The following is a 20939-nucleotide window of genomic DNA, read 5'->3' as shown; positions in this document are numbered from 1 at the left end:
AGATATACACGATTAAATTCAAATACAACCCTGTATCTGAAATTCCACTCACACCTCCCGGTGGCCCTCCAGGCCCACGCTTCAGAGCATCCGCAGCCATCATCCAGTTGCGCGCAGCAGCCTTCCAACCACCTAACCGATCGAGGAGAGTTCAAATGGTTACCTTAAGAGGCTTCTGCTGACCGCCTGGCTCATCGTCATGGCAATCGGAATCGAGGCTTACAGTCGCAGCGGTATGGCAGCAGGCGAAACCTTCATGAGCGATATCCAGGCCCTTTCATGGCGAGCGCCGTTCAACCTCGACTTCCTCGCCCACCTTTTGCTGTTCGGTCTATGGGTCGCCTGGCGCCATCGCTTCAAGCCCGCCGGCCTAGCGCTGGGCCTGGCATGCGTGCCGGGCGGCGGAGCTGTCAGCCGGGCCCACCTGCTTTGCGCAAGCCTGACCACCAACGGGGATGTCAATGCCTTTCCCCTGGGAGAGAAACGCGACGAAGCCATACCATCGCCACCGAATAAAGAGACCTCTTTATAGGATAAAAAATGAGAAAACCTCTAAATAATTGCACTCAGCAGACTTCACATCCAATAGAGTTACCTCTAAGCTAAAGCCCTATGCCACCACTGGCTAACCAACAATGAGGGATAACTCATGCGCCCGTTCGTGTTCAGCTGTGATGCTCATATTGTCGAACCCCTGGACCTGTTCACCGGCAACATGTCCGAACACAACCTGCAGTGGGCCCCCAACGCGGTGATCGACGAGAAAGGCATGCGCGCCAACCGCCTGGGGGAAACGGTGCTTTTCAAGATTCCGGCCAACTTCCACGCCCACAAAGTCGGCGAGGCCAACGATCTCGATACCCGTCGTCGTGGCGTGCGCGATCTTTCCCTGCGCTTCGCCGACATGGAGCGCGACGGTGTCGACGCCGAGCTGTGCTTCCCAAGCCTCGGCTTGCTCGCACCCAGCATTCCCGACCGCGAGGCATCGCTCGAGGCCGCGCGCATCTACAACGACTGGGCTTGGGATTACCTGGAAGGCATGCGCAACAAGCTCATCCCCGCAGCCGTCATGCCACTGGTGGACATGGATGATGCGCAGGCGGAACTCGAACGGGTCATCGCCAAGGGCTACCGTGCGATCATGATGCCGCCGGTCAGCGTGGACTCGACTCCCAAGTACAACGACCCTGCCTGGGACCGCTTCTTCGCCACCTGCGCCAAAGCTGGAATCCCACTGGTGTTCCACACAGGTGTCGGCACTGTGAACATTCGTGCCCTGCGCGGCCCAGGGGCAGCGCTGTTCAACTACACCCGGCAGATGAACGACGCGGTGGACGTCATTGCCGCCCTGGTCGGTGGAGGTGTGCTGGACCGCAATCCGGATGCCCACGTGCTCTTCGTCGAATGCGGTGCCGGGTGGCTGCTTGGCTTGGCCGAGCGCATGGACGAGGTTTACGAAGGCCATGAACCCATGGTCCAACCCAAGCTCGGACGCAAACCCAGCGAAATCGTTCGGGACCAGGTTCACTGCTCGTTCCAGAACGATCCGGGCTGCCTGCTGACCTATAAGTCACTGTCTATCGATAACTTCCTGTTCGCCACCGACTATCCGCATAGCGAGGGCACCTTCCCCTTCTCGCGCCAACTGGTGGAGCGGATGTTCGACCACGTACCAGATATCTCCGATGAGGAAAAGGCCAAGGTCCTGGGGCTCAACGCCGTGAAACTGTTCGGCATCACCCCGGAACAGGTACGCGAGGATGACGCGCGTATTCGCGCACGCCAGCAGGCCACTGCCGGCGCCTGAGTAATTGGCAAGAACTGGCGCCCGTCTCTCGACGGGCGCTTTCGTTTCAAGGCCGGCACGAACCAGGCGGATTAGGCGATACACTGCCGCACGTCGCCCCATAGCAGTCAGAGAATGGAATGAACGATAACAGCAATGGATCGGTTATGCGTCGCGCCGAAAAGGCTCTCCGCTCCCGCATCCTACAGTGTGACGACGGAGCGTTTCTCGGCTCGGAAGTACAGCTGATCGAGTCGCTCGGTGTGAGCCGGCCGACCTTCCGCCAGGTCGCCAAGCTGCTTGAACGTGATCTATTGATGGAGATACGCCGAGGTGTTGGCGGTGGTTACTACGCCCGTAACCCTAGCATTCAGGCCGTAGCCCAGGCTGCCTCTGTGTTCCTACAGTTCGAGAAGTCCACCCTCAGCCACGCGACCGTGGCTGCCAGCCAGCTTTCCCGTGAACTCGTTAGACTGGCTGCCCAATGCGCCCAGGACGAACTCCGACAGCGCCTGCAGCGCTTCCTGGATGCGGACCGCCAAGCGCCAGCACAAGGTCAGCCGGTTGCCACCTTTATCGAAGCCGAACTCCGATTCGTCGAAACGCTCGCCGCTATGTCCGGCAATCCGGTGCTCAAGTTGCTCATCACCATCCTCTATAAATTCGCTACTCCGGCGGTAGGCGGAGTCATTTTCGACGACTCCGTATTCATGCAGGCAAGCCGCGGAACACGCATCGCCACCGCCGAAGCTATTCTTGCCGGAGATGTCGAACTGGCAATGTTGATGTTCCGCCGTCATATGGATGCGCAATATGGGCAGTTGAAGAAACTGCGTGGCGATGCAGGGTTGGACGTGCCGCTGTTCTAGATGCCCTCGTTCGACGTACCGCACAGCAGGCTGCGGAATTGCAGTGTCACAGTGACACTGATGTCATCGCCGGAAAATTCGCCTGCCTCTCGGATCACCCGGTAATGGCTGGCAGCCTCGTCGAGGAAACGCAGCGCCGCGTTTGCCGCCAGCACCGGATGTAGCAATCCGGGCAGTGCTCCACATCGCTGTGCTTCACGAATAGCCACAGCACAACGCTCGATCAGTGGATCCTGAGCTTGGTGACGGAAACCCCGGAGGGACGGGTGATCGTCACCGGACAGTCGACTGACCGCGCGCAAAAGTCCCCCGTGAGCGGTCCAGAACTCCACGGTCAACGCAAAGAACCCCTCCAGCGCCCTCAAGCTTCCTCCCCCAAGCCCCTCCTCCAGGCAAGCCGCCAATTGCGCCTGCGGATAGCTCGCCCAGACCTGCTGGCTACGCGCCAGGATGGCGTCCTCGATATTGCGGAAATGCGAGTAGAAGTTCGGTTGGGTGGTGCCCGATGCCGCAGCGACTTCGCTGGCGCGCACATCCCAAGGCGCCTTTCGCTCGAGTAGTTCGCCCAATGCATCGAGCATCACGCGGCGAGTTTCAGTGGGCGGACGCTTGCCGCTGCGGACAGAGCATTTGGGCATTCAGGCGACTCTGCGGAAGGGACTGGGGGGGTCTTGAACTGATGATGTATAAGCAGTAGCTTAGCAGAACAATGAGATAGATGATTTATACCTTTACACCTTCTCACTACATCGCGAATAACGACAACAAGAGGACAGTATTCGATGAAAATCCACGCAGCACTCGCCCATGCCAGCAACAGTCAATTCAGCATCGAAGAGATCGACCTGGCCGAACCCGGCCCCGGCGACGTCCTGGTGCGCGTGGTCGCTACCGGTCTGTGCCACACCGACCTCACCGTACTAGCCAATCCTGCTCTGCCCTGGCCAGCGGTATTCGGACACGAGGGCGCGGGCATCGTCGAGAAGGTGGGTGCCGGCGTGAGTAAGGTGGTACCCGGCGATCATGTGCTGATGAGCACCGCGTCCTGCGGAAAGTGCCCAAAATGCCTGAGTGGCAGCCCTTCCTACTGCTCCAACTTCCGCGCCATGAACATGAGCGGCGGACGCTGCGCGGATGGCAGCTGCACACATACCCACAATGGCAAACCGGTTTTCGCGCGCTTCCTTGGTCAATCATCCTTCGCTAGCCACGTACTGGCAGGCGAGCGCAGTGTGATCAAGGTCGCTCAGGATCTGCCGCTGGAAACCCTGGCGCCACTGGGGTGCGGCATCCAGACCGGTGCCGGTGCAATCCTCAACACCTTGCGTCCGCGTCCGGGCAGCAGCCTGGTGGTTTTCGGTGCTGGCGGCGTCGGGCTGTCCGCGCTGATGGCAGCAAAGATCTCCGGCTGCAGCAAGCTGATCGTAGTCGATAAAGTGGCCTCTCGCCTGGAGCTAGCCCTTGAGCTTGGCGCCACTCACGTAGTCAATGCTGCCGAAAGCGATGTACCGGCTGCCATCCGAGAGATCACCGGCGGAGGCGCCGACTATTCGGTTGAGGCAGTAGGCGCACCCAAAGTGATGGAGCAAGCCATCGATGTACTTGGCCAAGGCGGAACCGCGGTGCTAGTAGGCATGGCGGGCGCGGAGGCGAGTGTCTCCTTCAATCCCATTGTGCTGCAGAACAAGGGAGCGACCATCAAGGGCAGCATCATGGCCGGCGAGAACAGCCTGCCCGAACTGTTCATCGGCCAACTAATCGACTACTGGCGGCAAGGCCGCCTACCGGTGGAGAAGCTGCTGCGCTACTACGACTTCAATGACATCAACCAAGCCGTACACGACGCCCACGATGGGTCCGCCATCAAACCCGTCATCCGCATGCCCTGAAGGAGCGCGCCATGTCCAGCAACATCGAGAGCATCTTCGCCCGCCAACGTGCAACCCGTGAGGAGCGCAAGGCGGAAGATGCCTCTGCTCGCGCCGCCCGACTGAAGCGTCTGCGCGAAGTCATCGTGACGCGCATCGACGACATCGAGCAGGCCCTTCACGCGGACCTAAGACGCACACCTAACGGCGGTAAGGAAGGCGAAATTCCCACCGTGCTCGCCGAGATCGACAACAATATCGCCCACCTTGAGCAGTGGATGGCACCGCAAGCGGTCCCAACTTCCCCGCTTTTCCAGGGCTGCCAGACGTTCATTCAATACGAGCCCCGTGGCGTGGTGCTGCTACTCGGTGCCTGGAACTTCCCTTTTGCGCTGGTCCTGCAGCCACTGGTTCCCATCGTCGCGGCAGGTAACAGCGCCATGGTCAAACCCAACGAGTTGAGTCCGGCGACCAGCGCGGTGGTTGCCGAGATCATCCGCGAGGTCTTCGAGGAACAGGACGTTGCTGTCTTCGAAGGAGGAATCGAAGTGGCCGAACGCCTGCAGCAGTTGCCCTTCGACCATGTGTTCTTCACCGGAAGCCCGGCCGTTGGACGCCTGGTCATGGCCGCGGCGGCGCGCCACTTGACCAGCGTGACGCTGGAGCTTGGCGGAAAATGTCCTGCGATAGTGGCGCCGGATTACGACCTGGTCGATGCGGCAGGCAAAGTGACTGCGGCGCGCTTCAACAATGCCGGTCAGCTGTGCCTTTCGGTCGATCACGCCTGGGTACCGCGCGCGGTGGTTGAACCGTTCTGCCAGATCGTCGGCGCCGTCATTGACAAGCTCTTCTATGAAAACGGCGAGCTGCAGCTGAATCGCTTGCCGCGTCTGGTAAACGAGCGCAATTTCGATCGAGTGCTTAGCTACATCGACGACGCGGTTGCCCGTGGTGCCCGTATCGTTCGAGGCGGTCAGAGCGACCGCGCCAGCCTGACCATCCATCCGACTGTCCTCGTCGATGTGCCAAAAGACGCGAAGATCATGCAGGAGGAAATCTTCGGTCCAGTTCTGCCGGTCCTGGCCTACGAGGAACTATGCGAGGTCACCGACACCATCGATGCCCATGGCAAGCCACTCGCGATGTACATTTTTGCCAAGAAGAAGGAATTCGTAGATCAGACCCTGCTGGCCACTTCGTCCGGCGGCGTTACGGTTAACCACGTATTCATGCACTACGTGGAGCCCAACCTCCCGTTCGGCGGTGTCAATGGCAGTGGGATGGGCCGTTACCATGGACATGCAGGGTTCCTTGAGCTCTCTAACGCCCGCTCGATGTTCATTCAAGCATGAATGGACCGCCCCCTGCCTGCCCGCAGGTAGGGGGCGATTCCATCTACCAGACTTGGTCTCTATCTCCGCCGCTATTCCCTCGCTTGCACTACCGCGGTAGCCAACTATTCCCGTATCGCAGCCTCGACAGTAAAGCAATGGAACTCCGGGCCCCTCTTCAAGAATTGATTCGTGCTCGTTAGGTCTCACCCACCTAGAGAAATATTTCATTACAAGTCAATCCCCTGTCCTTCTAAAACGGCGAGAGCCGGTCCGAGTAAACGCCCCTCATAGCTCCCCCCCCCCGAAACCACCGTTTTAGACGCACGCTCCTCTCAGGTGTGCAAATACTTCTGCGCGCCTCGTCTCCATAAAAGGCGACCAGCTCACCTCCCTACAGCTTCTTCTATGACGTCAGTCCGTCCATGAACCATTGCTCTGCAATCAGCTATATGATTACTATGATTTAGCTTGTTATTGCACGCATTCTCCGCTCCTTGGCGCCACTCAAGCATGCGATGACAAGCCGTCGGCTGATGCTGCCGCTCTACATAAAAACAAGAAGAAGGAGAAGAAACATGAATGATGCTGAACACTATCCCGCTCTCTCCAATCGATATCGCAGCAAACTGCATAGCGTAGGAGTCTGCATGATGCTGGGCATTGCTTCGTCGGCCGATGCAATGGAGATAGACACAGGAGTGGAAGGACTATCCACACGCTTTGACAATACAGTGCGTTACAACCTCGGGTGGCGGGTGGACGGCCGAGATAAACGCATCGCCAATAACTCCGCAGCAGATGACGGAGATTATAAATTCGACCGCGGTGAGAACATCACCAACCGGGTTGACGTGCTCTCAGAGTTCGAGCTGGATTGGCGGAACCTCTATGGCATACGCGTTTCTGGCACCACTTGGTACGACGATGCATACAGCGACGTTTCAGTGAAAAGTAATCCGTCACTGGGCGGCCAAAGCAGTTACGACGACAACAAGTACTCGTCGTTCACCAAGCGATACTACCGTGGGCCATCTGCCGAGTTTCTCGATGCATTCGCCTACGCCAACCTGACGGTGGATGACCGTCCAATCAACGTTAAAGCCGGGCGCCACGTGGTGTACTGGGGCACATCCATTTTTACTCAAGGTGGGATCGCCTACAGCCAGCATCCGATCGACGCTCGCAAAAGCGCTGCGACTCCCGGTACTGAAACCCGCGAAACCTTTTTGCCGCTGACGCAGCTTTCTCTACAAAGCCAGGTCACCGATATGCTTTCGGTTGCTGCCCAGTACTACCTCGATTGGGACCATATTCGCATTCCGGAAGGCGGAACCTATCTCGGAACCAGCGACTTTCTTATGGACGGCCCAGATCGCTTTGGCGGGCGAGGCCCCACTGCCAACTGGCGTCTTGATGACCCGCTAGAGCCCGACCGCAAAACAGGCAACTGGGGAATCAATGCCAAGCTGACGATTCCGGAATGGAACGCGACAACCTTCGGTGCCTACTACCGCGAATTCGATGAGAAGAACGGTTTTTGGGTTTTGCGAGACCCTAGCAATCCTACCCACCTACGTGCTGTCTTCCCTGAGAACACCAAACTCATTGGTCTCAGCATGGACACCAGTATTGGCGCCAATGCAGTAGGTGCTGAGCTAATGACCCGCCGCAATGCGGGTCTGTCCTCCATTGGCTTGTCCCAAGCGAATGAAGGTGCGCGAGGAAACACTTGGCACGCATTGGTAAACACTATTTTTGCCCTACCCAACACCCCCCTGTGGGATACCGGCACCGTCACCGCAGAACTGACATATGACTACCTCGATGAGGTAACCAAGAACGAAAAACTCTTCAATGGGGCGGATCGCTCTACCTGCCCTCTTGGCAAAAAAGCCGGCTGCGCAACGCGAGATGCCTGGGGCTTCAACATAGCCGTAAAGCCTCAATACCTAGCAATTATTCCCGGCGTAGACCTGTCAATTCCACTCACCCTGGGCGGCGGGTTGCATGGCAATACAGCTGACTTTGGTGGAGTCAGCGAAGGCGCATATACCTACTCGGTAGGTATGGAGGCTGACATCCGCAGAGCGGTGATTGCGTCACTCACCTGGGCTGACTCCAGCGCCCAGATCGTTCGCAATGGAAGCGGTGGCTACACCGGCGCCGGTAGTTGGCAGACCACTGACCGTGGTCGCGTAACGCTAACTCTCAAAACGTCCTTCTGATCGGCAGGTATCTCATATGAAACATTCAACTACGGCCCTCCTCGCCGCCGTGACCTTGTCGGCCGCATCCGGCCTGAGCGCTCAAGCCTCTAACGACGAGATCAAACTTCTCGGCAGTCAATTAACTCCGTGGGGAGCGGAAAAAGCCGGTAATGCCGATGGAAGCATCCCGGAGTACACAGGGGGAATCAGTAGCCCTCCACCTGGCTTCGACCGCAACTCTGGTCACCTTGTCGATCCATATGCTGCCGAGAAACCTCGGTTAATTATTAACGCTAGTAACATTGCTCAATATCACGACAAGCTGACGCCCGGAACAATTGCCCTACTGCAACGTTGGCCAGAGTACCGACTGGACGTGTACCCGACTCATCGTAGCTATCCGGCCATGTCTGAATCTAGAGCACAAGGTACCCTAGCAAATGCTAGGAACCCGCAGTGCAAGACCAGCGCCGATGGTGTCGGCCTTCAAGGCTGCTGGTATGGCACTCCATTCCCGATTCCCAAAACTGGCTACGAGGTTATGTGGAATCACCAGACTCGTGATCAGTTGGACTATGAACTGAAGATGCAGAGTTGGATCGTCGACGCATCTGGAAACCCGGTGCTCACAAACGAATCCTTCCAATACGCCGACTTCCCTTATTGGCATAAGGACATTACCCCCTACCAAGGAGCCGGTGAGTACTACTATCGATTCCTCAACAGGACAGTTGCGCCTGCGCGCGATGCAGGGCAAAAAGCCTTGATCTGGTATCCAGCGCAGTTTGACAAACTAGATCAGAGAACTTGGTCATACACCACTGGACAGCGCCGCACACGTCTAGCTCCCGAGATGTCGTATGACACACCCAGCGCATCACTTTCCGGTGCAATGAACTACGACGAGCTTTCGCTATTCTCGGGACGCATGGACCGCTTTGACTTCAAGCTAGTGGGTAAGAAAGAGATGTTTCTACCTTACAACCAGTTCCGTTACCTCACTGCGACTCCGGACAAACTGATTGGCAAACAATATGTCAACCCGGACCACTTTCGCTGGGAACTGCACCGTGTGTGGGTTGTGGAAGCTACCAGGAAAGAAGGTAAGCGGCACATCGCAGCGAAGCGCCGGTTCTACGTAGATGAAGACTCCTGGACGATCCTGGCTGCGGAATCAATCGACGACTCTGGAAAGATTTTCCGTGTCGGCCTATCGGCGCTGATTCCGTGGTACGACCGAGACAGTGAAGGTAATGCTGGGACTATGAGCTTCGCGAGCATTACCTATGACCTGACTCGAGGGCAGTATGTGATGGCGGCTTATGTGAACCCAGAGACCGGCTCCGTGAGGCATCCGGGTCGTCAACCCGATCATATGTTCCGCTCGGAAAACATGGCTGGCACAGGAGTGCGCTGACACCGATTTGCGTAGCCCGAAAGGGCTACGCAAACCAGTTTCCTCATTATTTATAACAATTACAAGAGCTTTCGAAATGAACATACGCTGGCTAAGTAGTTGGATAATTTGTGCTGCTTTGTTGTTCGGCGGCGAACTTCCAGCAAATGACCTAATTCCCACTGACCCCCTGTTCGTCCCTGCTCGACCTAGCCACCTAGCCCAAACGTCTCAGCTCGTTGATATCACCCGCGCGGGAGATCGAATAGTTACCGTTGGCTGGCGTGGCCATATTCTCTACTCGGATGATCAAGGAAATAGTTGGGCGCAAGCTCAAGTTCCGGTCAGCGTAGATCTAACAGCCGTCAGTTTTCCCTCTCCTAGTAAAGGCTGGGCGGTGGGTCATGGAGGTGTGATTCTGCACAGCGAAGACGGAGGAGCCACTTGGATTAAACAGCAAGACGGCTTTCTCACTCATAAGCTGCTAGAGGACTTTTATCGAAAGCGCCTTGAGCATGCCTCCGAGGAACAGAAGCCAGAGTTCGAGAACCTGCTCGCACAAGTTCAGCTCAACTACGGGACTGGACCGGAGCAGCCGTGGCTAGATGTTTGGTTCGACGACGAGATGCATGGCTACGTTGTTGGGACCTTCAATCTAATTCTGGAGACTCGAGACGGCGGCCTTTCATGGATACCTCTCATGGAGCAGATCGATAACCCGGAAGCACTACATTTGGATGCCATTGCACGGATCGGCGGTGAACTCTACATCGCGTCCGAGCGCGGAACAATATTTCGTCTCGACCCACAAGAAAATCGCTTTGCAACCCTGCAGACAGGCTATTTGGGAACTCTCTTTGGCATCGTAGGCAACCGAGACGTTGTAGTAGCTTACGGGTTGCGTGGAAATGCATTCCGCAGCACCGACCAAGGCAGAAGCTGGGCACAGATTAATACAGGCACAAAAAGTACACTCATCGGTGCAACTAACTTTAAAAATGAGCGAATTGCGCTAGTCAGCCAAGCAGGTCAACTCCTTCTTGGTGACGCTTTAGCCACCCAGTTCAATGTTATCCAACGGAGCGGCGGTTCTTCCCTAACGGCGATAGACCAGATCTCAGAGCGATCTATAGCTCTGGTTGGTATTGCAGGCGTGCAGATTGAAGCCACGCCCCAACTCGGCAAATAACGTTTCACAGCCGGACCTTTCTGGAGCCCTCATGGCCATAGACACTGAAAAACTCCGCCTTCCCGTGATTCAAAATATCGAGGATTTCGACCGACAATCCGGTGACTGGCTGGAACGACTGGTATTTAACTATAGGATCTGGATCGTTCTGATTGTTGTAGCTGTCACTTTTTTACTTGGATGGCACGCTGCACGCTTAACAGTTCAGGCCAGCTTCGATGAAATGATCCCACAATCGCACCCTTATATTCAAAACTACTTCAAATACAAGAATGATCTAAAAGGACTTGGCAACTCACTCCGAATCGTGGTGGAAAATCCTAGCGGAGATATTTTTGAAAAGGACTATCTAAATACCGTCCGAAAGATAAATGACATCCTCTTCCTAACACCTGGTGTCGACCGAGCATTCATGCGCTCACTATGGACCCCCATAGTGCGCTGGACCGAAGTTACCGAAGAAGGATTCCAGGGCGGTCCGGTGATGCCTTTCGACTACGATGACTCCCCTGCTGCAATTGAAACGTTAAAGCAGAACGTTTCACGAGCTGGCCTTCGTGGGACGTTGGTCGGCAGAGACTTCAAGTCTAGCATGATCTTCGTTCCACTCATGGATACTTTGCCTGATACCGGAGAACTACTGAACTACAGTGTACTTTCGACATTCTTGGAAAAAGAGATCCGGGAAAAATTCCAGTTTGCCGAATCTCTGGAAGAAAAGGCCAACGCGCAAGTTACCTTTCCTTATCGAATCCACATAGTCGGGTTCGTCAAATTGGTTGGTGATCTGATTGATGGACTGAAGCAGGTAATTCTATTCTTTGGGCTCTCAGCCTTGATTGCTAGCTTGGTCATCTATCTCTACACAAGAGATCTTCGAAGCACGTTACTGCTAGTGCTGACTGCCACCATTGGCGTGATCTGGCTACTAGGTCTACTACAGATACTCGGGTATGACCTCAATCCCTATTCGATCCTGGTGCCCTTCTTGATATTCGCCATAGGCCTCTCTCATGGCGCACAGAAAATGAATGGCATCATGCAAGACATCGGTCGTGGCACACACAAATATGTAGCTGCTCGATATACTTTCCGCCGCCTATTCCTCACCGGTCTGACCGCCCTAATAACCAACGTAGTTGGTTTTGCTGTGCTGATGATCATCGACATTCCCGTAATCCGGCAGTTGGCAATGACAACCAGTATCGGCGTGCTGGTGCTCATTTTTACGAAACTTTTTTTCATTCCCGTCGCACTATCCTACATCGGAGTAAGCCGCAAAGCTGCGGAGCGAAGCCTGATCTCCGGCACTAGCAGCAGCGCGTTCGACTTCCTTCGTCATTGTTGTACACCGCGCATCGCACTACCGATGGTAACTGCAGCATTGATTATAGGCGCCGCAGCGTCAGCACTGAGTCTCACTAGTCTGAAAATGGGCGACCTTGATACCGGGGCTCCGGAACTACGCCCCGACTCCCGCTACAATCAAGACGTTGCATATATCAACGAGCACTACGGCCTATCTAATGATCAATTCGCGATCATAGTCAAAACTCCAAACGGAGGGATTAGGAGCTACGACACACTGGTAGAGCAGGACCGGCTAGCATGGGAGCTACAGCAATTACCCTCCGTTCTGACTACTGCCTCAGTTTCGGGTGGCATCCGCCAAGTTGCTGCTGGGATCTTCGAGGGCTCCCCCAAATGGATGACTATTCCACGTAATGAGCAGACGAGCGGCAACGTTACCCAAAACCTTTTAGTAGGCAACCCGGAACTGATGAACACCAGCGCCAGCGTTGCCCCGGTTATCGCTTACCTGAAAGACCATAGAGCAGACACGCTGCGAGAGGTATCCAGAACGGTAGAAGATTTCGCCGCACGGCATAACACCGAAAACCGGCAGTTTCTCCTTGCCGCAGGCTCGGCCGGAATAGAGGCAGCCACAAACGACATGGTGCAGAAGGCCAATTATCAAATTCTTGGCCTGCTCTATGCTGCCGTAGCAACTCTCTGCCTAATTACTTTTCGTAGCTGGCGAGCGGTAATTGTCGCCATGGTGCCTCTGGTCATCACGTCCTTCCTTTGCGAAGCCTTGATGGTTCTGCTCGGGATTGGAGTGAAAGTGGCGACCCTTCCAGTGATAGCTCTGGGTGTCGGTGTAGGCGTTGACTACGCCCTTTACCTGTTGAGCGTGCAGCTTGCTGCTCAACGCCGAGGAGTGAAGCTAGCAGGCGCCTACAGCCTGGCATTGAACTTTACAGGCCGCGTAGTGGCACTCATCGGAATAACCATGGCCGCAGGCGTCATCACCTGGGCTTGGTCTCCAATCAAATTCCAGGCTGACATGGGGATCCTTCTGACCTTCATGTTCCTCTGGAACATGGTCGGTTCTCTCATCCTGATCCCCGCACTCTCGTGCTTCCTACTACGCGATATCGGTGAAGAGAAGCGCCTGGAAGCACAAGAGATCAGCTCCACAAATTCTCCCTTGGACCGGGAAGAGCTCGACAAGGAAGCGAAGAAAAAGTCGACAGTTCGAGCTCCCGCCAGTCTCTAAAAGAGGAAGCGCTACGAATGACATCTACGATAGTTCCCCCCAAGAGCTGGATAACACTTCTGTTAGCATTAATGCTGGCCGAAGTTGCTTCGGCGTTTGAAGTTAGCATGGCTTTTGCAGCCCTTCCCACCTTCTACAAAATGTTCAACGACCCTGGGCTTGTAGGATGGGTAATCTCCGCTTATCTACTGATGGCTGCAGCGGCCTCCGCAATCTGTGGTCGCCTGGGCGATCTTTACGGGCGCAGCCGGGTTCTGAATTTCATGCTCATATTGGCTGCCGTCGGCTCATTGATAAGCGCACTTGCCGACACGCTTGAGGTGATTGTTTTCGGGCGAGCAATACAAGGTGTGGCAGCCGCAGTTACCCCCCTGTGCTTCGGACTGGTACGCGAAAATTTCCCTCGGGAAAAAATACCACTCGGCATCGGCGTTATTGCGGGAACCATGGCCACGGCCACCGGTGCAGGATTCGTGATTGGCGGTTTGGTGATCGACTACCTGACGTGGCACTGGATGTTCTACATTAGTACAGTCACGGCCGTATTAGGCGTTCTTCTGGTAAAGCTATTGCTCCCACCTTCGCCCCGCCTAAAAGTGGACGTTCGTTTGGACTACCTTGGAGGGCTGCTTTTTGCCCCGGCGGTGGCGGGCTTGTTGTTCGCTCTGACAAAGGGGGCCTCTTGGGGATGGATGGCTCCAAAAACACTTTGCCTCGCAGGCATCAGTGGGGGGCTTCTGCTGTTTTGGCTCACTTATGAATGGAGACACCGCAATCCGCTCATTGATGTGCGCCTTTTCCGAAATCGACAGATTGCACTAGCTAACTTGTGCTACGTACTGCTGGCACTAGGCGCAATGCAGTTTGCTCTCGTTCTGTTCTCACTCCTCCAGCAACCCGCTTGGACGGGTGTCGGATTGGGTGTAGCAGCCACGGTAGCAGCCATGATCAAGCTTCCTTCCTCGCTGGTCGCGATCATCGCTTCGCCCTGGGCAGGAGCTGTTTGCGGAAAGCGTGGTGCACGCCAGGCCCTACTCTATGCCATGCTTTTCCTGACTATCGGATGGAGCATTTTGACTCTGCACCACAGCACGATCTGGATAGTTACTCTTGCTGTGATGTTAAACGGCATCGGCACTGCAATTGCCTTCACAGCAGTGCCCAACTTGATAGTCGAAGTAGCCCCTGCCGAGAGAGTCAGTGAAGTAACTGGGCTAAGCCAGGTCATTCGGACTACATTCATGGCAGTAGGAGCTCAAGTCGTCGCATCCATATTTGCGGCCTATACCGTGAGCGCCCCCAATATCTCCGGAAATTATCCAAGCTCCGAGGCATACGAGTTGGTTTTCGGCGGTATTACTTTGCTTTGTGTGCTCAGCCTTCTGGTCTGCCTCGCCTTGCCGAGACGCCCACCGCCGCCTGCTGATCGACAGCAGGATCAGCTTTCGAGCGGCCCAATCGCGAAGTTAGCCAACAGGACTTAAATTGCTACAAATGCAAGAATAGAAGCGGGCCCCAGTCGGGGCCCGCTCTCCTTTCAACAGGGAACGGTCCTATCCTCGACCATTCCCAACCAGTTACAGCGAAGTCAGCGATTTTTCCATTGGGGCTTACGCTTCTGTGCAAACGCCATAACGCCCTCGATGCGATCCTCGCTATTGACCACTTTATCAATCGCTCGATAGCTGGCTCGCACCGCGTCTTCCTCGCTGGCATGACGTGCCTGCTGGTTCAATAGCTCCTTAGACAGGCGAATGGAGTTCGGCGAACATCCAAGCATTTCTTCCGCCAGCGCGCGTGCCCCTTCAAGCGCCTTTCCAGCAGGCATAACTAGATTAACGAACCCCATCTGGCGAGCCTCCTCAGCCCCGACTCTACGTCCAGTCAGGATCAACTCCATCGCCTGCTTATATGGAATTTGCCGAGTTAGTCTTTGTAGGCCGCCAGCGCCCGCCAACAGACCCACTCGCACTTCACTCAGCGCAAATTGGGCCTGTTCGTCGGCGACGATTAGATCACTAGCGAGCGCGATTTCGAAGCCTCCGCCCATGGCATAACCGTTGACCGCACAGATCACCGGTTTCACCCGATCGGGTCTTGCCGTCAAACCACCGAAGCCGGTGCGCGGCATCCACATGCGGCGCCCGGTGGAAGCGGCCTTGAGATCATTGCCGGTACAGAAGGCCTTGTCCCCGGCACCGGCAATGATCGCTACCCACAGGGAATCGTCGGCTTCATAGGCATCGAATACTTGCTCAAGCTCGTCGTTGGCTTCCGGGACCAGGGCATTGTTGACTTCAGGCCGATTGATTAATACCTCGAGCACATGACCCCGGCGCTCAACCTGCAAGAATTCATAATGCTGCCGCAGGATCTTTGGCTCCACGGGAATCTGCCGATCCAGGCTAGCCTGGCTGACCGCAAAGCGGTTCACCCCCTGGTGCCAACGGGTGCACACGCGCACTCCCAAACCATCGTGCTCACTGAAAGCCGCCAAAGTTTCGTTGTCGCCGGGAATAGCATTTGCCACGAAGCGTTCGCCGCTACCGTCCAAATGGCCGATCACGATGATCTCGCCAGGCCCTTGCTTGCCATGCAGGACGGTGTAGGTATCGACCGTTCCCCACCCCTCTGGCAGCTGATTCAGTGGCGGGGCCTGCAAGGCGTCGACGCTTGCCTGCAACGCACCGCTGTCGCACTGCTTCCACTCCCGCGGCGTGGTCGAATAAACCCCGGCCGCGTGGGTGTTCATGAAGCCGCCATTTGCACCGATCAAGCCATAGGTGCCCGGATCTGCGCGCAGGCGCCGTGCAAGTTCCGCGATGGCATGCATCGAGTAGTTGTTGCCCGGCCCGCCAAAGTACGGCAGCCCGCCCGTAAGCGTAAGTCCGCGCGGGTCTTCGGCGTCCAGCCCCAAGGCGTCGAGGGCGGCGAATACCGCGACAGGGAAGCAACTGTAGATGTCCAGATACCGGACACCCTGCAACTCCACACCAGCTGACTCCAGTGCCTGGCGGTAGACACCGGCCATTGCAGGCGAGGCCCCGAGATCCTGGCGCTCCAGAACATGACGCTCGTTCGCATACGCATAGCCATGCAAATAGACCCAGCGCTCTTCGGGTACACCCAAGTCGCGCGCCTTGTCGACCGTTGTTAGGAGCAAAGCAGCCCCCTGGTTGACCTGGTCTCGGGCCACCACCGAGCGAGGGTGCGGATCGGCGATCATTCGGTTATCGGCATCGACCCGGACAATCTCTTCAACACTGCGCGCCTTCGGACTGGCAGCATGCGGATTTTCCGCGGCAACCCGGCTAAATGGTGCAAACAGCCTCCCCATCTCGATCGCATAAGCCTCGCGAGACAGACCCAGACGAGCGCGCCGAGCATTTTCCAGCAGAGGGTAAACGCTGGTCGGCAGGATCATGCTGTGATCGTTCATGTGCTTGGTGCGCATGCCTCCCACATTCCAATGCCGATCATCGAGCGGCATCTCGTACTGCTCGCTCCAGTCCAACTTCTCGCCTTTGGCCTGCGCCGCCCGTTGAGTCGATGCAGCCTCGCCGCCACACAGCAGGACCATACCCAGTTCACCGCTGTAAAGCCGTTCGCAGGCTTCACCCAGTAACTTCTGCGGCTCGTCGCCGCAGGCCGGGGAATACACTGCCAGGCGTGGCGTTAGGCCTAGACGATGGGCGACAGCGGCCGGTACGTTGTTCGGACTGCCAAAAGGCGCGCGTTGCGGTCGCATCGGAGCAGGTACCGAATCGGCCACGGTGCGAACGGCATAGATCGCATCAATGTGAGATACCAGGGCCGCCAGGCTCAGAGCGTCATCGCAGGCGGCCCGTGCAGCGTCAGCGGCTAGGTCTGTCGGGGACAACTGGCGATAACCGGGATCCTCGAGGCGTTCCGACGCCTGCCCGACACCGATAAGAATGGGCGTGCGCCCGTCGATACTGCTCATCAATGGTTTCCTCTGTGCGCTCAGGCGGCGGGCGCCGGCTGCTCTTGCTGATCTTCCAGATCACCGGCGGCGATCAGTACGTCGATTTCCTGTGCCGTCAGACCCAGCAGGCGTGCGGCAATCTCGCGGGTGTGTTCCGCCTGGTAGGGCGCGGGACGTAGATCGGGTTCGGGCATATGAAGCGCATGGACCACCCGGTTTTCAGTGGGCAATGCTTCCGGCAAACCGGAATGCTCCAGGTTGCGGATGAAACCGCGCGCCTGGAACTGCGGATCGCTGCGGTACTCGCTCAGGCGTTGCATGAAACCGGCCGGCACCCCTGCTGCCTGCAAGCGCACAGTGACCTCACGCGGACTCAGCCCACAGGTCCAGGCCCCGACCATCTCGTCAACCTCCGCGCGCAGGGCAAGACGCCCTGCCGCATCGGCCAGGCGCTGATCATCGAGCAGATCGGAGCGATCCATGGCCAACAACAGGCGCTGCCACTCCGCGTCATCCCGTACAGACAAGGCACACCACTCGTCCTCACCCGCGCAGGGGAATACGCCATCCGGAGCACTGAACTCGGCCTGGTTGCCACGTGCAACGAAGGTACCGGGCTGGAGCGACTCACGCAGGTAGTGCTCGGAATTGCCGTTGAGGAACACTTCCGCCTGGGAAATGCACACTTGCCCTCCCCGCCCGGTGCTCTCTCGCCGGACCAACAGGGCCAATACGCCAACTGCCCCAACCCGGGCGGCTAGGTGGTCAGGATAAATGGTCACACCGTCGCCGAAGAAGTCCGGTACATCAGGATAACGCCACAAGGAACTGAGGCCTGTGGATGCACGCACCAACGGCCCATAGCCCAGACTACGACTCTGGGGCCCACTATTGCCCAAGGCGCTGCTTTCCAGCATGACGATTCGCGGATTGACCTGCGCCAGCACCTCGTAGCCAATTCCCAAAGACTCCAAGGTGCCCGGCTTGAAATTAGATAGCAGCACGTCGGACTGCGCGACCAGCTCCTTGAATAGCTCACGTCCCCTGTCGCTACGCAAGTTGATGCCAAGGCTCGACTTGTTGCGGTGGCCCTGGGCGATGGACGGGGTCATCGGGCTGCCGGTCTGCGACTGGCGCCCGCCATCCGGGAAGGACCGGTTCTCCACCTTGATCACCTCAGCTCCCTGGTCGGCAAACAGTCGACCAGCTTCGGCACCAGCCACAATCACACCGAGATCGAGCACCCGCAAGCCTTGCAGCGGCCGGCGCTGGAAATCCATCGGCAGACCCGCATTTCGCCTACGGCTCACTGCAGCCAGGCTCTCAAGCACCGCACTGGTATCTGCGCCCAAGGCCGGTGCCGGTACACGGATACCGCTGCGTTGGCCATCTACCTCGAAATACCCCGAAGGCACCTGGCCCTGAATGCCATTCGCCAGTTCCATTGGCACAAAGGCCCCACGTGCCCGGAAATGCTCGTCCTGCAATACCTGCGAGGGCGTAGCCACTGCAGACATGGGCACGCCGCGCCGCTGCCCTTCACGAACCAGATCGCCAGCGTCACGCCCCTTGAAGAGCGCCGCGATCAGATTGTTGATCTTCGGTGCTGCGGCCATGCGCTTGGCGATGTTGAGGTAAATCGGATCACGGAACTCGTGATCGTCCCCCAGCCAATCACGCATCGCTTCCCATTGTCGCGGGTTGAGCGCACATAGGCGCACGTATCCATCACGGCAAGGGATGATGGGATACAGGGGGACAGCAAGGGGGCGACCGTGAGGGGTAGAGTCCAGTGCCGACTTACCGGCCTGGGCGCTACCAGTGACCCCGAGCGCAGGATCCATGACCTGTGCGATGGCTTCGTAGAGTGAGAAATCCAGGTGATCGCCCACTCCGGTCTGCAGAGCTTGCCAGTACCCGAGCAAAGCGACCCACGCCTGCTGGATGGCCGCGGACTCCCATGCAAGTGATGTCGGCGGCAGCAGAGGGACCAGGCCGGGCTTGCCGGAGCGACACAATATGCCGGCCATCGCGCTGTGCACGGCACTGCTGGCCTGGTAGTCCCGATAGGGGCCGCTCAACCCGAAGTCACTGGCAGAAAGCACGGTCAAAGCGGGATGCCGCTGCAGAAGTTGTTCAGCGCCGAAATCGAGAGTTTCCAGAACTCCGGGACCACTGCCATCAATCAACAGGTCTGCACTACCAAGCAGTCGTTCGAAGTCTCGACGCCCCTCATCGCTTTCCAGATCCAGCACGACGCTGCGCTTGTTTGCGTGGTGCGTAGCGAAATACAGGCTGACATTCGCATGCAATGGTTGCTGCGTGCGACTGGCTACGCCCTGCGGCGGTTCGACGAGGATAACCTCAGCGCCCAAGTCGGCAAGAATCCGCGCAGCCATGTCGGTCTTCCCATTGGCCAGTTCAACCACCCGCATACCGGCAAGGGGGGGCTTGTATTCAGCGTTGGACATTTGGTCTTCCCTTCTTCTTATTGCTATACGAGGGCGAGCTACCCGATCAAGAGCAGTAACGACTGCCGGGGGCGGGCTTGCGTCTATCGTTCACATAAACAGCAATATCATATATATGATTAAACCGCTATGCAGGAACCTCCGATGAAGCGGCTGAGGCCTCTCCTCGCGCCGCTCCAACATTTGCAAGTGATCAGGCAGCTAGGTCGGCCCCCAGTTGTTGCAGCAGTTCGCCCTGACTGGCAATGTGCAGCTCCAGCTTCTTCGCCAGTAGGCAGTAGCGGAACAGCGGGTAATCACGATCGACACCGGTCCCACCGTGCACCTGCTGGGTACCATGGCTGACCCGGTGCAGTGCCTCGCTGGCGAATATCTTCGCGACTAACACCGCCTCACGCGCTTCAGCGCTAACACCGCCCTGATTCAACCGGCAGACCGCCTGCTGACTCAACACACGCAGCGCTTCGGTATCGATATAGCAATCGGCCAGACGATGCGAGACCGCTTGGAAGGTAGCGATCGGCTTGCCAAACTGCTCCCGCTCACTGGTATATGCTGCAGCCATGCGTGTCATTTCGCTGCAGACTCCAACCGCCAGTGCGCTCGAAGCAGCCAGCCCATACAGTTGGCTACGCTCTATGAATTGCTTGGTTTCTTCCGGCCCCGCCAGGCGCTGGGCCGGTACATCTTCCAGCTCCAGTCGATACAGATACGCTCCAGTGGTATCCACCTGTCGCTCGCGGTGCACACCTCCATCCTGCAAATCGAAGAGGTAGAGACCAAGTCCCTCCTCGTCGCGCGCCAGTGTCCAGCATTTGCCAGGAAGATCTGCAGCCGCGACCAAGTGCTTGCTGCCACGAAGTTTCCATCCATCTCCCTGCGATTGCGCTACGGCGGTGGAGGCCAAGGGGGCACGCTTGCCGGGCTCATAAGGAGCGCCACACAGCACCACCTCACCACGGCTCAACGCTGCGAAAACCTGCGCCTGCCAAGGCGCTCGTGGCAACCCCTGGAGAGCCAGGACTCCACCAACCAGCACCTCCAGCAAAGGCAGAGGCGCGACATGCCGGCCCGCCTCCTCCAGCAATACGCAAAGCGTTTCGAAGTCCTCGCCAACCCCCCCCTCGTTTTCGTTCAGGGTGATACCCAGCAGTCCCGAATCGGCTAACTGCTGCCACAATGCGCTATCGAAGTAACCTTTGCTGTCCAGGGTGCGCAAGCGATCCTGGGTCGCCTGTTCGGAGAAAATTCGCGCCGCCAGATCACGCAGTCCGGACTGGGTTTCAGTCAGAGCAAAGTCCATGGTGCATTCC

General features: G+C 57.2%; 14 protein-coding genes. 10 read left to right on the top strand and 4 right to left on the bottom strand.

The genetic code is table 11. The features are described from left to right. Positions 1 to 199: 199 nt before the first annotated feature. The 3 genes from AC1ZV1_RS06610 (at position 200) to AC1ZV1_RS06600 (ending at position 2655) form a co-directional block, all read left to right on the top strand. Positions 200 to 532: a hypothetical protein gene (locus AC1ZV1_RS06610; RefSeq protein ID WP_484296022.1), complete on the top strand. Its 333-nt coding sequence runs from the start codon at positions 200 to 202 to the stop codon at positions 530 to 532. A gap of 117 nt (positions 533 to 649) precedes the next feature. Next, complete coding sequence (locus AC1ZV1_RS06605) at positions 650 to 1807, top strand: amidohydrolase family protein (RefSeq protein WP_233299235.1); 1158 nt, start codon at positions 650 to 652, stop codon at positions 1805 to 1807. Between the two features lie 119 nt (positions 1808 to 1926). Then, positions 1927 to 2655 carry a FadR/GntR family transcriptional regulator gene (locus tag AC1ZV1_RS06600; RefSeq protein WP_484296021.1) on the top strand — a complete coding sequence of 243 codons (729 nt, stop codon included), beginning with the start codon at positions 1927 to 1929 and terminating at the stop codon, positions 2653 to 2655. Here the strand turns inward: AC1ZV1_RS06600 and AC1ZV1_RS06595 are convergent. Beyond that, complete coding sequence (locus AC1ZV1_RS06595; RefSeq protein ID WP_233299237.1) at positions 2652 to 3293, bottom strand: TetR/AcrR family transcriptional regulator; 642 nt, start codon at positions 3291 to 3293, stop codon at positions 2652 to 2654. The two genes, AC1ZV1_RS06600 and AC1ZV1_RS06595, sit on opposite strands and share 4 nt — an antisense overlap. A 144-nt stretch (positions 3294 to 3437) precedes the next feature. Between AC1ZV1_RS06595 and AC1ZV1_RS06590 the strand changes: the two genes are divergently transcribed. The 7 genes from AC1ZV1_RS06590 to AC1ZV1_RS06560 all read left to right on the top strand — a co-directional run bounded on the left by AC1ZV1_RS06590 (position 3438) and on the right by AC1ZV1_RS06560 (position 14693). Continuing rightward, the gene (locus tag AC1ZV1_RS06590; RefSeq protein WP_233299238.1) at positions 3438 to 4544 is read left to right on the top strand and encodes an NAD(P)-dependent alcohol dehydrogenase; all 1107 of its coding nucleotides are present in this window, start codon (positions 3438 to 3440) and stop codon (positions 4542 to 4544) included. A gap of 11 nt (positions 4545 to 4555) precedes the next feature. Beyond that, the gene (locus tag AC1ZV1_RS06585; protein ID WP_484296020.1) at positions 4556 to 5875 is read left to right on the top strand and encodes an aldehyde dehydrogenase family protein; all 1320 of its coding nucleotides are present in this window, start codon (positions 4556 to 4558) and stop codon (positions 5873 to 5875) included. A 557-nt stretch (positions 5876 to 6432) separates the two neighbouring features. Continuing rightward, positions 6433 to 8082 (top strand): DUF1302 domain-containing protein, encoded by a 1650-nt coding sequence (locus AC1ZV1_RS06580; protein ID WP_484296019.1) that lies wholly within the window; start codon positions 6433 to 6435, stop codon positions 8080 to 8082. A 16-nt stretch (positions 8083 to 8098) separates the two neighbouring features. After that, positions 8099 to 9481, top strand: a complete 1383-nt coding sequence (locus AC1ZV1_RS06575; RefSeq protein ID WP_233299241.1) for a DUF1329 domain-containing protein — start codon at positions 8099 to 8101, stop codon at positions 9479 to 9481. Positions 9482 to 9557: 76 nt separating this feature from the next. Continuing rightward, positions 9558 to 10649, top strand: coding sequence for a WD40/YVTN/BNR-like repeat-containing protein (locus AC1ZV1_RS06570; RefSeq protein WP_484296018.1), 1092 nt, complete (start codon positions 9558 to 9560; stop codon positions 10647 to 10649). 31 nt (positions 10650 to 10680) lie between these two features. Next, positions 10681 to 13209: an efflux RND transporter permease subunit gene (locus AC1ZV1_RS06565; RefSeq protein WP_484296017.1), complete on the top strand. Its 2529-nt coding sequence runs from the start codon at positions 10681 to 10683 to the stop codon at positions 13207 to 13209. Between the two features lie 17 nt (positions 13210 to 13226). After that, positions 13227 to 14693: an MFS transporter gene (locus tag AC1ZV1_RS06560; RefSeq protein WP_233299244.1), complete on the top strand. Its 1467-nt coding sequence runs from the start codon at positions 13227 to 13229 to the stop codon at positions 14691 to 14693. A gap of 104 nt (positions 14694 to 14797) precedes the next feature. On the opposite strand, the gene AC1ZV1_RS06555 is transcribed toward AC1ZV1_RS06560, so the two are convergent. The 3 genes from AC1ZV1_RS06555 to AC1ZV1_RS06545 all read right to left on the bottom strand — a co-directional run bounded on the left by AC1ZV1_RS06555 (position 14798) and on the right by AC1ZV1_RS06545 (position 20929). Beyond that, the gene (locus AC1ZV1_RS06555; RefSeq protein WP_233299245.1) at positions 14798 to 17173 is read right to left on the bottom strand and encodes an enoyl-CoA hydratase-related protein; all 2376 of its coding nucleotides are present in this window, start codon (positions 17171 to 17173) and stop codon (positions 14798 to 14800) included. Between the two features lie 20 nt (positions 17174 to 17193). Further along, positions 17194 to 19626 carry a CaiB/BaiF CoA transferase family protein gene (locus tag AC1ZV1_RS06550; RefSeq protein ID WP_484296016.1) on the bottom strand — a complete coding sequence of 811 codons (2433 nt, stop codon included), beginning with the start codon at positions 19624 to 19626 and terminating at the stop codon, positions 17194 to 17196. 193 nt (positions 19627 to 19819) lie between these two features. Next, the gene (locus AC1ZV1_RS06545; protein ID WP_233299247.1) at positions 19820 to 20929 is read right to left on the bottom strand and encodes an acyl-CoA dehydrogenase family protein; all 1110 of its coding nucleotides are present in this window, start codon (positions 20927 to 20929) and stop codon (positions 19820 to 19822) included. Positions 20930 to 20939: the final 10 nt, after the last annotated feature.

The organism is Pseudomonas sp. BB438, assembly GCF_057180225.1.
This window is presented reverse-complemented; position numbering and strand designations above follow the sequence as displayed.